Genomic DNA, 14,734 nt, shown 5'->3' with positions numbered 1-14,734 from the left:
AGGTTCTATGAGTAAGGATGTAGCGTTACTTGGCTTGGGCACGATGGGAACAGGCATGGCGGAAAATCTGTTGAAGGCGGGATTCTCGCTGACAGTCTATAACCGAACGCCGGAAAAGGCTCAGGCGTTGATCGGTGATGGCGCGCGTTTCGTATCCACTCCATCGGAGGCTGCTCGAGATGCCGCAGTTGTCATCAGCATGCTTGCCGATGACGCAGCCTCTCGCGATGTATGGATGGGGAGCAATGGAGCACTTACGACTACCAAAAAAGAGACGATCCTGGTTGAATCGAGTACTGTTAGTCCGGCATGGATAGCGGAGCTTGCTAGTCTTGCCTCACGGAAAGGCGCGAAGCTGCTGGATGCTCCTGTAACGGGAAGCCGGGTACAGGCAAAGCTTGGCCAACTTTCCTTTCTCGTTGGCGGCGATGACGCAACTCTGAAAGGTGCAATGCCGATATTGAAGGCGATGAGTAAAGAGATCATTCATCTTGGGCCGATTGGAAGTGGAGCCAAGATGAAATTAATCAACAATTTTCTCTGTGGCGTACAGGTCGCATCGCTAGCGGAGGGGCTAACGTGGATTGAGAGAAGTGGGCTGAACGTAGAGAAGGCGCTTGCAATACTCAAAGCAGGAGCGCCGGGAAGCCCGCTGTTCAGTGCAGTTTCAGCACGGATGACGGAGCGCGATTACTCTGTGAATTTTTCTCTCAAGCTAATGGAAAAAGACCTTCGATATGCAGAAGTAGAAGCGGCTCAAAACCATGTGAGCCTCAAAACAGCTAAAGCAGCGCGCTGCCTCTTTGAGATGGCCGCGGCAAAAGGATTTGCTGATAAAGACATGTCTTCGGTGATAGAACTACTTCGCGACAAAATAACACCCATTCAAATTGAGAAACAGATTTGCTAAATACTCATTCGGGAGAGTCGAACGATGAAGCTCGTTGCGGTCTTCTGCAGTGTCTTGTTTATTTTTTGTAGCGCCTCTGCACAGACTACATCTGTACCGGCGTACCTTGATCCCTCGAAGCCGATTCAGATAAGAGTGAATGATCTCATCTCAAGGATGACTCTCGAGGAAAAGGCTGAACAGCTAAATCATCTAAATACTGGAATACCTCGCCTCAACGTAAAAGCATGGGGCGGTTGGAACCAGACGCTACACGGTGTGTGGTCGAAGCAGCCGACAACTCTGTTTCCAGCCCCCATTGCAATGGGAGCTACTTGGGATCCGTCGCTGATTCAGAGCATTACAGGAGCGATGTCCGATGAGGCACGAGCGCTTTATAACATCAATGCAGATGGGCCTCGTTCAAAGCACGGTTTGGTATTTCGCTCTCCAGTCATTAATCTCAGCCGCGATCCGCGATGGGGACGCATTCAGGAAGTATTCAGTGAAGATCCTTATCTGACCGGACGTATGGGAGTGGCATATGTCAAAGGGCTGCAGGGCAACGATCCTCACTATTTGAAAGTTGCTGCAACGGTAAAACACTTCGCGGTATATAACGTTGAAACTAATCGTCAGCATCTGTCGGCTGCAGTTGACGAGCGTAATTTGATAGAGTACTGGTTGCCACAATGGAAGGTTGTCATTACAGAAGGTCACGCACAGTCTGTAATGGCTTCCTATAATGCGATCAATGGTACGCCGGATGCTGTTAATCACTATCTGCTGACCGACATCCTGCGAGGGAAGTGGCACTTTGATGGATTTGTAACGGATGATCTCGGCGGTGTTAATTTGCTGGTTACAGGACATCACATCACTGAAGATCCTGTTGAGGCTACTGCGCGTGCCATTCAGGCCGGTTGTGATTCAGACGATGCGCAATTCGAGACCAATATCCCTCTGGCTGTAAAAAGTGGACGTCTGCCAATTGCAGATGTGAATCGTGCATTGGCGCGCGTACTCACGGTGGGTTTTCGCTTGGGTGCTTTTGATCCTCCTACAGAGAATCCTTACACGAAGATTCCAGCTAGTGTCATTCGTTCCAACGAACATCTGCAGCTCTCGCTACAGACTGCACTTGAGTCAATGACGCTGCTTACAAACCATCACAACTTTCTGCCTATTAAAAAAGAAAATCTGAAACGCGTAGCAGTGATTGGCCCGGCTGGCGACATTAACTATGAGACTGGAAATTATTACGGAAAACCTGCACGAAAAATTAGCCCTTTTCAGGGATTGAAAGATGCTCTGGGCGCGGGAGTTGATGTTGAGTACGAACAGGGAACGGGTTTTGTTGAGCCTGCCGATCCGGCCGCCATCACACGCGCGGCTAATCTGGCGCGCAAGTCGGATGTTGCAATTCTCTTTCTCGGCACGAATCTTAGTATTGAGGCTGAAGGCAGAGATCGGCGTGATCTAAATCTGCCGGGCGCGCAAAAGCAACTGATGGAGGCCGTCTATGCCGCCAATCCAAAGACAGTTCTTGTATTGATGAATGCTGGACCATTAGCTGTCACCTGGGCGAACGATCATCTGCCAGCCATCCTCGATGCCTGGTATCCGGGGGAGTCAGGTGGTACGGCAATCGCGCAGGTATTGTTGGGAGACTACAATCCAGGTGGACATTTACCCTATACCATCTATGCCAGCCTGGACGGAGTTCCGCCGCAAAACGAATATGATGTTTCCAAAGGCTTCACCTATCTCTATTTCAAAGGGATACCGTTATATGCCTTCGGGCATGGCCTCAGTTATACGCAATTCAAATTTAGCGATCTGAAGCTGACACGAGCTACTACTAGTACTGTAGGCCACGTTGAAGTCTCATTCGACGTGCAGAACACAGGGGGAAGAGAAGGGGCAGAGGTTGCGCAGATGTATGTTCATCAATTGAAATCGAATGTCGTACAACCTATCAAAAGCCTACGAGGTTTTGAACGCGTGCAACTTGCTCCCGGTGAGACAAAGCACATCACGCTCTCTCTAGAGGTCTCACAGCTCTCTTATTATGATGTAACCACCCATAAATTTACTGTTGCTCCAGGGACATTCGAAGTGATGATAGGAGCATCATCAGACGACATTCGTCTCCGGGCACAACTAAAGGTGTACTGACTGCAGGCCGCGATCTTCACTAAGAAGATAAGGAGCGAAATGGCTATGGACGTAAGCTATAGCGAGGCCATCCCTAGCTAAATTCTTACTTGAATATTTTAATGGGGCGCTTGGAGAGAATGTAAACGCCGCCTCGCAGTTTAAGAGCATACGAAGCGGCGATATCGAATTAGAAATGCTGAGTCAGTAAATACGAGTAAGCGAGTCAGGCAGGCTTTCCTAATTGGAGTGGAGATCGAGGAAAGCGTGCGCCTTTTAATCGCGTTTGTTCGGCTGCGAGAGATGCCTGTTCCATCCTGCTGATTTTTTCAGCGATTGCAAGGCTAATGAAATAGTTCAGCGATATTCCCTCTGCGTGTGCTAAGCAATTGGCTTGCTCACGCATCGAAGGAGATAAACGGAGTGGAAAGCTCTGCTTCCGCTTATATTCGAGGCCCATTTGTACTCCCTATAACTGCATGTTGTTTACGTAGCAAATTTCAAAACGGATTTTGTTACTTAGGTTTTTGATTACTTTGGTGCTTTCCCGCCGAAGATCCTCACTTGTCCACGCGTTGGAAATTTTAGACTTCATTGACGTTTAAAACCATAATCACCCAGCTAACAACCCCATATTTTCTAATAAGATATTCCGGTAAAACTCTGGTGATATCGCCTGCGATATCGAATAGCGACTTTATCTCTTTCGCTTCGATTCCAATCTCTATTCCCAACGCTATAAAGATAAGGCCAAAGGTTGGTTACTTTTGGCACCTGTATTTTGGGTTTTGACTTGACGTTGGAGAAAACAGTGTCTCGCTTGCCAAAGTGCTGCCAGGTGGCTCGTCATAAGTTCTCGAACAGGTACTTGATAGCGCATCCTTTCGCTTTGTTGAATACCCTGCTTGCTGAAAGTCCAGCCTTCGATATTCCTCTCTCACTTCTCAAAAACACAGATCAGCCGCTTCGTGGGATCGAGGTTATCGATCCGACAAGTTTATCTCTTCGCATAGACCACAAGGAGTTCTCATGGTAGGCACATCACACTCTTCGAATGTAGAGCATCTGAAACACTCCAATACGGATTCCAGTCAGCTTCGCTTCTCGGCCCTGAAATATTTCATCCATATGGGAAGTGCGATCGTGCTTTTGGCAATGTGCCTTGTGACTCTGACCGGATGTGGCTCCAGCGGATATGCAGGTGGTGGAATCGTGAGTCTATCGGCCTCTTCTGTGACTCTGGATGCTGGTCAGGCTTTCATCGTGGACTCTAAACTCTCGGGGAACCCAACAGTCTCCTGGTCTCTTGCAGGAAGTTCGTGTAGCGCTAGTACGTGCGGTGTACTCTCCAGTACGACAGGAGCTGGAATTACTTATACGGCACCTACCGGTATCGCATCGCAGATGAAGCTGACGTTGACTGCAGCGGTTGCCGGAACGAAGAATCAGAGCACTGTTAGCATTACAGTGAATCCGGCACCTACGATCTCCGGAACTCTTCCTATTGGATCAGTGGGAGATGCTTATACTGCCACACTAACCGCATCGGGTGGAACAGCTCCATTGAAATTGAGCTTTGGAAGTGGCTCCCTTCCAGCAGGTCTTAGCTTCGACACCACGACAGGAGTTATCTCTGGGACTCCTACGACTGTGGGAACTTCGAGCTTTACTGTCAAAGTTACAGATGCGAGCGATGTCCCAAACACAGTATCCGCCTCAGAGATAATTGTGATTGGAACCGGGCAAGGCGGTGGGCAGTCTGGTCCGCTTACTGTTATCGGAGGAAACCCGCCGACTGGAACAGTTGGCACGCCGTATTCGACCTCGCTGCAGGCAACGGGTGGAGCGACTCCCTATACTTGGAACATTCTGTCTGGCGCGCTCCCGGCAGGTCTTACGATCTCTCCTTCTACGGGCACGATCTCAGGAACACCCACCACGCAAGAAACATCGACCTTCACCGCCCAGGTGAAAGATGCTCTTGGCACTCAGGCAAGTGCCTCCTTTAGCATTACGATCAATGCGGCTACGTCTCCTCTCACATTAACTTTGACAACTCTGCCTGGTGCAACCGTAGGCGTTCCCTATACGGGCACAATTGGAGCTACTGGCGGTACAGCACCATATAGCTGCGCTATTACGGCTGGAAGCCTTCCTGCCGGATTGACTCTGAACGGATGTGTAGTGAGTGGAACACCCACTACAGCAGGGACATCGACGATCACCGTCAAGGTGACGGACTCCAGCAACCCTACGCAGAGTGTCACGGGGCCAGTTACACTTACGGTATCTCCCGCAGCTTTGACGCTCACCCTTTCTTCGCTGCCGAACGCGACGGTTGGAACACCCTATACCAGTACGATCGGTGTCTCTGGCGGTACGTCTCCCTATGCCTGTGCAATTACATCTGGGACCTTGCCTGCGGGATTAACCCTCACCGGTTGTGTAGTCAGTGGTACGCCGACAGTGGCTGGCACAGCTCACCTTACCGTCAAGGCAACTGACTCCAGCAATCCAGTGGAGACAACAACCGGCCCAGTTAGCCTTACAGTCTTGCCGGCTGCTGTCACTCTGACCCTCACCTCACCGCCTGATGCTACCGTTGGAACGCCATACACCGGAACCATCGGTGTCAGCGGTGGAACAGGTCCATACTCTTGCACGGTTACAGCAGGAACGTTACCTGCTGGCCTGTCGATCTCGGGTTGCGTTATCAGCGGAACTCCAACGATAGCGGGGACAGCCGACCTGACGGTGAAGGCAACCGATTCGAGTAGTCCTGCGGCAACCACAACTGGGCCGGTCAGTCTCACTGTTGTAGCGGCTGGCGCCACCCTGACCCTCACCTCACCGCCTGATGCTACTGTTGGAACGCCATACACTGGAACCATCGGTGTCAGCGGTGGAACAGGTCCATACTCCTGCACGGTTACAGCAGGAACGTTGCCTGCAGGATTATCGATCTCGGGCTGTACTATCAGCGGAACCCCAACAACGGCGGGGACAGCCAACCTAACGGTGAAGGCAACCGATTCGAGTAGCCCAGTCAATACCACTACGGGACCGGTGACTCTCAAGGTCTTGCCAATTGGAACTCTCAGTCTTACGGGCTCACTTCCAAATGCAACTTTGGGACAACCTTACACGCAGACACTCCACGCCATTGGAGGAGTGGCTCCATATACCTACACTGTTACCACTGGCGGCTTGCCCGCAGGGCTTAGCCTTTCGCCCTCGGGTGACATCACCGGAACGCCGACTGCTGTCGGAGCCAGCAGCTTTACGATATCTGTTAAAGACAGCGAATCCACACCGCAGACTGCAACCAATGCTTATGTCCTCCTTGTGGTCTATCCCACAACACCAAATGACTCTGAGCTGAATGGTCCGTATGCCTATCTCTTCCAGGGATACGACGACGTGCTCGCCGGTGTCCTCGCCTATCAGACTGCGACTGTCGGAAGCTTTACCGCCGATGGAGCCGGTGTTCTCAGCAATGGAGAATTGGACTCCAACCATCAGACTTCCAATCCCACTGGGAGTATGGTTGGCACGGATACATTCATTGGAACCTATACGATAGGAACCAATAATCGCGGATCATTGACGATAACTACCTTGAACGCCGACGGCACAACGGGTAATACTTCCACGTATGCTATCGCTCTTAAGGCTCCTGTTGCTCCCTCAACCATTTCTGTCAAAGGAGATTTGATTGAGTTCGACAATAACTCACTACAGGGAACGAAAGGTTCGGGAACGCTGCTTGCTCAACAGCCGACAGATTTTGCGGCTGGGTTAAATGGTAGCTATGCATTTGGTCTTCAGGGCGATACGCCTTGTCTACCGACATGCACGGTTGGCATTATTGCAGGACCGACAGCCGCTGTAGGCCAGTTCACGACAAACGGAGCTGGAGCTATCAGTGGAGGAACGAGCGACGCGAATATCGCTACGGCAAACTTCGCGAACGAAGCTCTGTCTGGAAGCTATGGAGTTGCGGATGGAAATGGTCGTCTGCAATTGACAATGAACACGGCAGGTATGCTAGCTGGTGTCTATCCGCAGGACTATGCGGTTTATATGGTGAGTGCTAATCATGCCTTCGTCTTATCGACGGATAAACACTCAGCTTATATTTTGTTTGCTGGGTCCGCGCAGCTACAGACCCAGAGCACCTTTAGCAATGTTTCGATGAGTGGGCCAATCATTGGGTATGAGAATGCACAGTCGAATCCTGGACTACTTGGCACCACGCTCCAGGATGTACTGAACTTTTCGACCTCGACGATCTTCCGTGCCACAGCGAATGCGGGAACCTGCGATACGACAAATGTCGATGTCGCTGGTGTAACCGGGCTGGTCAATCAGATTACGGGGCTCGGCGGTTTATTGCCAACCAATGTGGTCCAGGCGCTCCTGGGTACCTATCAATCAACAGGTAACTCCAGTTGCACGGTTGGTAGCAACGGTAGGGGCGTATTCAATTATCCTGCCCCTTCAGGTGCAATCGCTACCCTGTTAGGCCTGCTTGGTCTGGACAACCCACCTGCGCCTCGAGTGTTTTATCTCGTTGGTCCCAACCAAGGATATTTCCTGGAGACGGGCTACGCCGGACTGGGCAACTTCGATCCTCAGATTGGAGCTCCCTTCAGCATTGCGAGCTTCGATGGAACGTTTGTCTATGGAACTGCTCCGGCTAGTTCTTTGGCAAGCATTAATAGCTCTGGCGTAATTGTAGCGAACGGAGCTGGACAGGCAACATCTACGCTTGATCTGAACGTAGGTCTTGGCACTGTCAATCTTCTTCAACTGGGGGTAACAAGCACATCTAACTACACTCTGACCGACGCGACGGCAGGTCGCTTTACGATGGGCACCTCCGTTATCTACGAGATCGCTCCCGGTAACTTCGTTTTGCTCGATACGAATCCGGTGACGACTTCGCCATCCATTGTGCTGCTCTACTAGGCTGTCTGATCGGCTAACACCGGGCGCTCAGCCTGGAAGGGGATATGAATGATGCGTCTAATGAATGTAGCTCTGATTTTCGTAATGGCTGGAACCTCTGCTGCGATCGCACAGCAGAGGCCAGCGAATTCTACCTCGACTGTTCCACGCTTTGATCTTTCGCTGGGCTATAGCAACATTAGAGCCAATGCGCCTCCGGGCGGCTGCGATTGTTTTGATATGAATGGCGGATACGCTTCTGTGGACTTCCATCTAAAGGACTGGCTTAGCATCGCTGGAGAGTTTACCGGTGGTCACGCGAACAATATCAGCATGCTTGGCCAGAACCTCACTCTACTTACCTTTATGGCCGGTTCCAAAATATCGTATACCGGTCATCGGCTGGTTCCATACGGTCAGGTGCTCTTTGGAGGAGCGCATGGAAGCGATTCCTACTTTCCTACAAATACATCGAGCACTTCAAGCGCATCAAGCTGGGCGCTATCCACTGGTGGCGGCCTTGATCTAAATATTAATCGTCGCTTCGCCATTCGAGCGCTCGAGATGCAATATCTCAGGACTGCTTTACCCAACGGGACAAACGATGCTCAGAATCACCTCATGATTGGTGCAGGAATTGTCATTAAATTTGGTGGCAGCCACGAGGCTCCGCCAGCTCCTCTTTTGGCGCAGCAGCAAAATGAGCTTTCCTTCACCTGCACCACAAACGTGGCCAATATCGATCAAGGTCAGACCCTTGAAATCATTGGCAATACCATGACTGAACCTGACAGATTAGACGTTAACTATTCATGGTCTTCCAACGGAGGAACAATCGAAGGCTCAGGTCGGCGCGTGACGATCAACACAACCGGCATGTCGCCCGGTGATTATCGCGTGACGGGTCATGCCTCCCTGGTTTCAAGCCCTTCGACCACCGCAGAGTGCGAGGCCGCATTTCGTGTCCATCAGCATGTTGAGTCGACGCAGACGTCGGCAGCACTAAGTCAGGCGGACAATGCGGAAAATGAGAAGGTCTTTCACGAAAACGTACAGGATGCGCTGTTCGACTATGACAGTTACCAGATCAGATCTGATGCTCAGGTAGCGATTGATCACGCAGCTCAGTATTTGAAAGAGCATCCGGAGATCAATGTAATGATTGGAGGATATTCTGATGAACGCGGTTCTGCCGAATATAACCTGGCGCTCGGTGAAAAGCGCGCAGATGCTGCTCGCAAAGCACTTATTGCGGATGGCGTAGCCGCAGATAGGCTCCAGATTATTAGTTATGGAAAAGAAGCCCAGGTATGTACCGCTGAGAATTAAAGTTGCTGGCAGCAGAACCGCCGTGCAGCTTTCTCGCTGCATCCGTAAGCTGCGTTACCGCAGTTTCACGGATTCTTATGGAGGTTAGGAAAAATCGCTTATTTCCTAACCTCCATAAGCACACTAGCTTTAGGAAGCAGAGATCGCATGTGCTGGCATTACTATTTTGGTAGCCGCGATTACACACGCTACCCTCCGATCAGCCAAAAGCTCATCACGAGTTTTGTGATAGCAGCTGAGCCCAATCTTTGTCTACTGTTTCTACATCCGTTTAGTTCTCTGGGGTAGGAAGAATATTGAATTGGGAGGTGAAAAAAAGAGGCAACTGGCGGAAGAGGAGGGATTCGAACCCCCGATACCCTTTCAGGTACGCCAGTTTTCAAGACTGGAGCCATCAACCACTCGGCCACTCTTCCTCTATAAAGTTTAGTACGTGATGGGCTGCCGGCGCAAAGAAAGAGTGGACAAGATTAGTATTACCGGGAAAATGATTGCTTGAACCGGCGCACAGCCCAGTCGCAGCAAAACGCCCTCCTGGCCGGTGCAGCTCTTTGTGTCCTTACCCTATGTTGATCCATGTCTTTCGCTTCGACGCTATGCTGGCTCAAAAGAGGGTTTGGCGAGTTTATGACGGAAACATGTATCTTTATTGCCAGATAGATTGAGCGCGGTCCTACATTAATTGCTGGAAGCGCATAGGCACAATGAGAGCATGAGCATCTGGATTAAGAGGAAGGCGGGAGCGACGCAGTGAGAAGCAATGCAGTTAATTTGTGGTGGATCTGCGCGTTTAGCTTGCTCATTGCCGCGACTTCAGTAGATTCATTGTCACAAACAACGCGCCCGGCAAGTTTGGGACCGGTCTCTGCAGAGGCACCTATCGTCCCAGGAAATTTTGTCGATACCACGGAGGCCAGCCATATTAAGTTTACGGGTGTGGCATCGCATACTTCGAAGAAGTATCTGATAGAGACGATGGGCTCGGGCGTCGCTGTTTTCGATTACGACAATGATGGCCTGCTTGATATTTTCTTTGCCAATGGTGCTCCCCTCTCCGATCCTACGCCGCTGGGAACCATTCCGCAGAAGAAGAGCGAAAAGGACTGGAACCGGCTCTATCATCAGAAGAAAGATGGAACCTTTGAGGATGTTACAGAGCGTGCGGGCCTGCAAGGCGTGGGCTACGATATGGGCGTCGCTGTCGGCGATTATGACAATGACGGCTATGAGGATCTTTACGTAACCGGATATGGTGGAAATCATCTGTATCACAACAACGGAAACGGGAAATTTACAGATGTAACCGTGCAGTCTGGTACAGGTGGAAGCGGATGGTCGACAAGCGCGGCTTGGGTCGATCTGGACAACGATGGTCTGCTCGATTTGGTTGTATTGCGCTACATGAAATGGGACTTCAACGATATCTGGTGTGGAGAGCACCGCGAAGGAGCCCGTTCTTATTGCCATCCTGACACGTTTCCCGCGATTTCACCTTTGGTCTATCACAACGACGGCAACGGGCATTTCACCGAAGTTGCACAGAAGATCGGCATGGGTGCTCCGGGAAAAGGGCTAGGTATTGCTATAGCGGACTTCAATAGAGACGGCAAGATTGATGTCGCCGTCGCAAACGATTCCATGCTGGAATTTCTCTATCAGAATAAGGGTGACGGCACCTTTGAGGAGACTGGTCTAACAGCAGAGACCGCTGTTGATGGCGATGGTCGCACCTACGCTGGGATGGGAATCGATTTTCAGGATTACAACAACGATGGCCTGCCTGATCTGGTTGTTACCGACTTGGCGAACCAGAAGTACGCGCTCTATCGCAACAACGGCGACGGCAGTTTTAGCTATGACAGCTATGTCTCCGGTATAGCCGGAATAACTCTTTTGCACTCCGGTTGGGGGGTCCACTTTCTTGATTACGACAACGACGGTTGGAAGGATCTGCTGATTGCACAGGGACACGATCTGGATACTGTGCAATTGAGTTATCCGCAACTGCATTACAAAGAGCCGATGTTGTTGGTACGAAATACTGGGAAAAAATTTGTCGATGTCTCCAGCGAATCAGGAAGCGTATTTCAGCAGCCTTGGGTGGGACGAGGCATGGCTGTTGGCGACCTGGATAACGATGGTCGAGTCGATGCGGTAGTTACGACCAACGGAGGTGCGGCGCACATTCTGCACAACGAAACCGTAACCCGGAATCACTGGCTTTCAATCTATCTTGTGGGACATCGCAGCAATCGCGATGGCATTGGCGCAGAGATTAAAGTCACCACAACCAAGGGCGCACAATATGTAACGGTAACGACCGCAGGAAGTTACCTTTCTTCGAACGACAAGCGCGCTCATTTTGGGCTTGGTTCAGACGCCGTAGCAAAGGAGGTCGAAATTCATTGGCCCAGCGGCATCATTCAGAAGCTTGAGAATGTCCAGGGCGATAGAACTGTGAAGATCGACGAGCCAGTTGGAAACAAGAATTAAAGACAAAGAGAAATCCATCACCATTTAGCCACGGATGCAGGTTCTTCGATGGAGTGGGTAGATCATCGGGTTCAGTGGTGAATACCAACTAAACCCGATCGGCGATGCTTTCCGCAAAGGCACATTCTCACCTGGGTTCCACCTCAAGCTATTTGGCAGGCGTACCTCTTCCTGTAAGCTGGCGAATCAGATCGACCTCATGCTGCCGATAAGGAGTGTCGTCCTGACGAAACACCTCGTGGAACCAAACAGTAGGCTGTATCAGCACGTAAGGCCGTTTCCATGAATCCCACGGTAGATAGGTCTGTGTCTTGCCTGCAACGAGTCCCCAGTTGATCGCGGCGACGTTGTACTTCTTCGCGATCGGCAGGGAGCCGTCAAACGTGCTGCCGGCGCCGCGCGCCATATACTCGGTGCAGAGAATCGGCCGATGCCTCGGCTGCAACTCCTTGATGCGCGCCTCGAACTCTTCCGGCCAGCCATAGTTATGGAACGAGAGAACGTCGGACTCAGCGAGCTGAATCTTCGTTGTGGCACTCTCTTTCGCCGGATCGGACCAGTTGCCAGTCCACACGCCACTCGTAAGCGGCTGCGAAGGATTTTCTTCGCGGGCCCATGCAAATGCCTTCGGAAGCAGTTCATCAACACGCTTTACCTTTGCTGGAACATCTGCTTCGACATCTCCACCTTGATTGTCCGGTTCGTTCCACACGTCCCAGCCGAGAATGCGGTCATCGTTAGCGAAGGCACCCACGACGCCTTGAACGTACGCCTTCAGCTTCGGTTCATAAGAGCGGTCGAGCAACTCACGCTTTCCCGGGCTTTGCACCCAACCTGAGTTGTGAATACCCGGAATAGGAGGATGCTGTGGGCCAAGATGCGGATCGGTCTCCCAGCACGAGTCAAATAACACCAGCAACGGCCGGATATGGTGTTTCGCTGCGATGCTCAAAAAGATATCAAGCCGTTTTTTGAAACCCTCGGGATCCTGCTGCCATAGCTGGTCTTGCAGAAACACTCGCATCGTATTCATCCCGATCGATTCACCGAGCCCCAGCTCTTTATCGTTCAGTGCAGGATTGAATGTGGCTGCCTGAAACATCTCGAGTTCGTTAATGGCATCAGAGGGGATAAAATTTGCTCCCACAAGCCAAGGCTGCTTTGCATACCAATCGTTCGCTTGTTTTTCGGTCCAACGAGGGCGCCCCTGACCCAATACGGCGACTGTCTCCAGCATCGCGAGACTTAGTACGAGGGCAAATTTGAGCTTCATAGCGAAACCTTTCAAATGCAATTGAAATGGGATGATGATCCGCGGCTTCCATCATATAGGAAATACATGAAATCGGTTACATTACACACCTGTCTATACTTAGCGTTAGTCGACCATTAGCGGAGGAATGAACAGAAGCATGAAAGATTCTTTTTTGCCTAATCAAGCATCAGACGACCAGCAGCACACCGGCCTCTTTACCCGTCGCCAGATACTGCAAGGTTCAGGATTGTTGTGTGCTGCTGCATTCACCTCTTCGCCGCTCTTAGCTGCGTCAACCGGCAGCGCGTACGATCGGCGGCCCGCTGCTTCAAAGCGGAAATTTGTAAGCCACGCCATCGAAGCGGCCATTGTCCGCACAAAGAAGCAGATCGCAGATCCGCAGCTAGCCGCTATCTTTGAGAACTGTTTTCCCAACACACTCGACACGACCGTTTTTCCTTCCACCGTTGACGGAAAGCCAGATACCTTTGTCGTCACCGGTGACATTGATGCCATGTGGTTGCGTGACTCTTCAGCGCAGGTGATGCCCTATCTTCCCTTCGCCAAAGAAGACCCCGATCTCTCGCACCTGCTCGAAGGCGTCATCCGTCGCCAGGCAAGGCTTATCCTCATCGACCCATACGCAAATGCCTTCGTACCTACACCCTCCAGTCCGCCGCTCTCCTGGTCGCTCCACGACGACACCGACATGCACCCCGGCGTAGGCGAGCGTAAATGGGAGATCGACTCCCTCTGCTATCCCATCCAACTTGCCCATGCTTATTGGAAAGCCACAGGAAATGCCGCGCCCTTCGACGAAACCTGGAAGCAGTCGGCACACGCTATCGTTCGTACCTTCCGCGAGCAGCAGCGCAAGACGAACCACGGCCCGTATCACTTCCAGCGCCCCGCCGCGTCGCCTACCGACACCCTCATGCTCTCCGGCTACGGAAATCCCATCCGTCCCAACGGCCTCATCTGTTCCATGTTCCGCCCGTCTGACGATGCCTGCATCTATCCTTTTTTCATCCCGGCCAATCTTTTCGCGGTCGCATCATTGAAGAAGTTGGCAGAACTCGCTACCGGAGCAGCATCCGATCAGAAACTCGCCTCTGACTGCAATGCTCTTGCCACAGAGGTAGCAGAGGCAGTCGCGCGTTACGGCATTGTCGAGCACCCAACGCACGGAAAGATCTATGCCTACGAGATCGATGGGTACGGCAACCACGTCTGTATGGACGACGCCAATGCCCCCGGCCTCCTTAGTCTTCCTTTTCTTGGTGCCTGCTCTATCTCCGACCCGCTCTATCAACGCACCCGCGGCTTCGCCCTCAGCAAAGACAATCCTTACTTCTTCCAGGGCAAAGCGGCAGAGGGCATCGGCGGTCCGCATATCGGACTGGGTTACATCTGGCCGATGTCCATCCTCATCCGTGCTTTTACCTCAAACAACGAAGCAGAGATTCGCCGGTGTCTCTACACTCTGCGCAATACGACCGGCGGCACTTACTTTATGCACGAGTCATTTCAGCAGGACAATCCAAAGGATTTCACGCGTGCCTGGTTCGCCTGGGCCAACACGCTCTTTGGCGAACTGATCTTAAAGCTCGCCACTACTCACACTTCACTCTTGCGCGAAGACTTCAGCGTAAGAACATAAG

General features: G+C 51.6%; 8 protein-coding genes, 1 tRNA gene and 1 pseudogene. 7 read left to right on the top strand and 3 right to left on the bottom strand.

Annotation, left to right across the window (positions count from 1 at the left end; all coding sequences use genetic code 11):
• Position 1 precedes the first annotated feature (1 nt).
• The 3 genes and pseudogenes from IEW09_RS18750 to IEW09_RS00355 form a co-directional block, all read left to right on the top strand.
• Positions 2–484, top strand: a pseudogene (locus IEW09_RS18750) (NAD(P)-dependent oxidoreductase); the annotation flags it as partial.
• Complete coding sequence (locus IEW09_RS18745) at positions 470–910, top strand: NAD(P)-dependent oxidoreductase (RefSeq protein ID WP_263369070.1); 441 nt, start codon at positions 470–472, stop codon at positions 908–910. The pseudogene IEW09_RS18750 and the gene IEW09_RS18745, both read left to right, overlap by 15 nt.
• Before the next feature lie 24 nt (positions 911–934).
• Positions 935–3,067: a glycoside hydrolase family 3 C-terminal domain-containing protein gene (locus IEW09_RS00355; protein ID WP_188552200.1), complete on the top strand. Its 2,133-nt coding sequence runs from the start codon at positions 935–937 to the stop codon at positions 3,065–3,067.
• 205 nt (positions 3,068–3,272) lie between these two features.
• Here IEW09_RS00355 and IEW09_RS18845 read toward each other — a convergent pair whose 3' ends face one another.
• Positions 3,273–3,506, bottom strand: a complete 234-nt coding sequence (locus IEW09_RS18845) for a toxin-antitoxin system HicB family antitoxin (RefSeq protein ID WP_188552199.1) — start codon at positions 3,504–3,506, stop codon at positions 3,273–3,275.
• A 944-nt stretch (positions 3,507–4,450) separates the two neighbouring features.
• Between IEW09_RS18845 and IEW09_RS00345 the strand changes: the two genes are divergently transcribed.
• Both IEW09_RS00345 and IEW09_RS00340 read left to right on the top strand, forming a co-directional pair.
• Positions 4,451–8,017: a beta strand repeat-containing protein gene (locus IEW09_RS00345; RefSeq protein ID WP_229738970.1), complete on the top strand. Its 3,567-nt coding sequence runs from the start codon at positions 4,451–4,453 to the stop codon at positions 8,015–8,017.
• Between the two features lie 48 nt (positions 8,018–8,065).
• Positions 8,066–9,325 (top strand): OmpA family protein, encoded by a 1,260-nt coding sequence (locus IEW09_RS00340; protein ID WP_229738969.1) that lies wholly within the window; start codon positions 8,066–8,068, stop codon positions 9,323–9,325.
• Positions 9,326–9,651: 326 nt separating this feature from the next.
• Here IEW09_RS00340 and IEW09_RS00335 read toward each other — a convergent pair.
• Positions 9,652–9,741, bottom strand: a tRNA-Ser gene (locus tag IEW09_RS00335).
• Between the two features lie 409 nt (positions 9,742–10,150).
• On the opposite strand from IEW09_RS00335, the gene IEW09_RS00330 reads away from it, so the two are divergent.
• Positions 10,151–11,818 carry a CRTAC1 family protein gene (locus tag IEW09_RS00330; RefSeq protein ID WP_229738968.1) on the top strand — a complete coding sequence of 556 codons (1,668 nt, stop codon included), beginning with the start codon at positions 10,151–10,153 and terminating at the stop codon, positions 11,816–11,818.
• A 148-nt stretch (positions 11,819–11,966) separates the two neighbouring features.
• On the opposite strand, the gene IEW09_RS00325 is transcribed toward IEW09_RS00330, so the two are convergent.
• Positions 11,967–13,091 (bottom strand): cellulase family glycosylhydrolase, encoded by a 1,125-nt coding sequence (locus IEW09_RS00325; protein WP_188552198.1) that lies wholly within the window; start codon positions 13,089–13,091, stop codon positions 11,967–11,969.
• Positions 13,092–13,230: 139 nt separating this feature from the next.
• Here IEW09_RS00325 and IEW09_RS00320 point away from each other — a divergent pair, with 139 nt between their 5' ends.
• Positions 13,231–14,733, top strand: a complete 1,503-nt coding sequence (locus IEW09_RS00320; RefSeq protein ID WP_188552197.1) for a glycoside hydrolase family 125 protein — start codon at positions 13,231–13,233, stop codon at positions 14,731–14,733.
• The last annotated feature ends 1 nt before the right edge of the window (position 14,734 follow it).

It is taken from the genome of Edaphobacter dinghuensis, from assembly GCF_014640335.1.
Classification (GTDB): domain Bacteria; phylum Acidobacteriota; class Terriglobia; order Terriglobales; family Acidobacteriaceae; genus Edaphobacter; species Edaphobacter dinghuensis.
This window is presented reverse-complemented; position numbering and strand designations above follow the sequence as displayed.

Excerpts from the sequence above, each read along its gene's own strand:
- IEW09_RS18745 (WP_263369070.1), top strand. The coding sequence starts at position 470 with ATGAGTAAAGAGATCATTCATCTTGGGCCGATTGGAAGTGGAGCCAAG.
- IEW09_RS00355 (WP_188552200.1), top strand. The coding sequence starts at position 935 with ATGAAGCTCGTTGCGGTCTTCTGCAGTGTCTTGTTTATTTTTTGTAGC.
- IEW09_RS18845 (WP_188552199.1), bottom strand. The coding sequence starts at position 3,506 with ATGGGCCTCGAATATAAGCGGAAGCAGAGCTTTCCACTCCGTTTATCT.
- IEW09_RS00345 (WP_229738970.1), top strand. The coding sequence starts at position 4,451 with ATGAAGCTGACGTTGACTGCAGCGGTTGCCGGAACGAAGAATCAGAGC.
- IEW09_RS00340 (WP_229738969.1), top strand. The coding sequence starts at position 8,066 with ATGATGCGTCTAATGAATGTAGCTCTGATTTTCGTAATGGCTGGAACC.
- IEW09_RS00325 (WP_188552198.1), bottom strand. The coding sequence starts at position 13,091 with ATGAAGCTCAAATTTGCCCTCGTACTAAGTCTCGCGATGCTGGAGACA.
- IEW09_RS00320 (WP_188552197.1), top strand. The coding sequence starts at position 13,231 with ATGAAAGATTCTTTTTTGCCTAATCAAGCATCAGACGACCAGCAGCAC.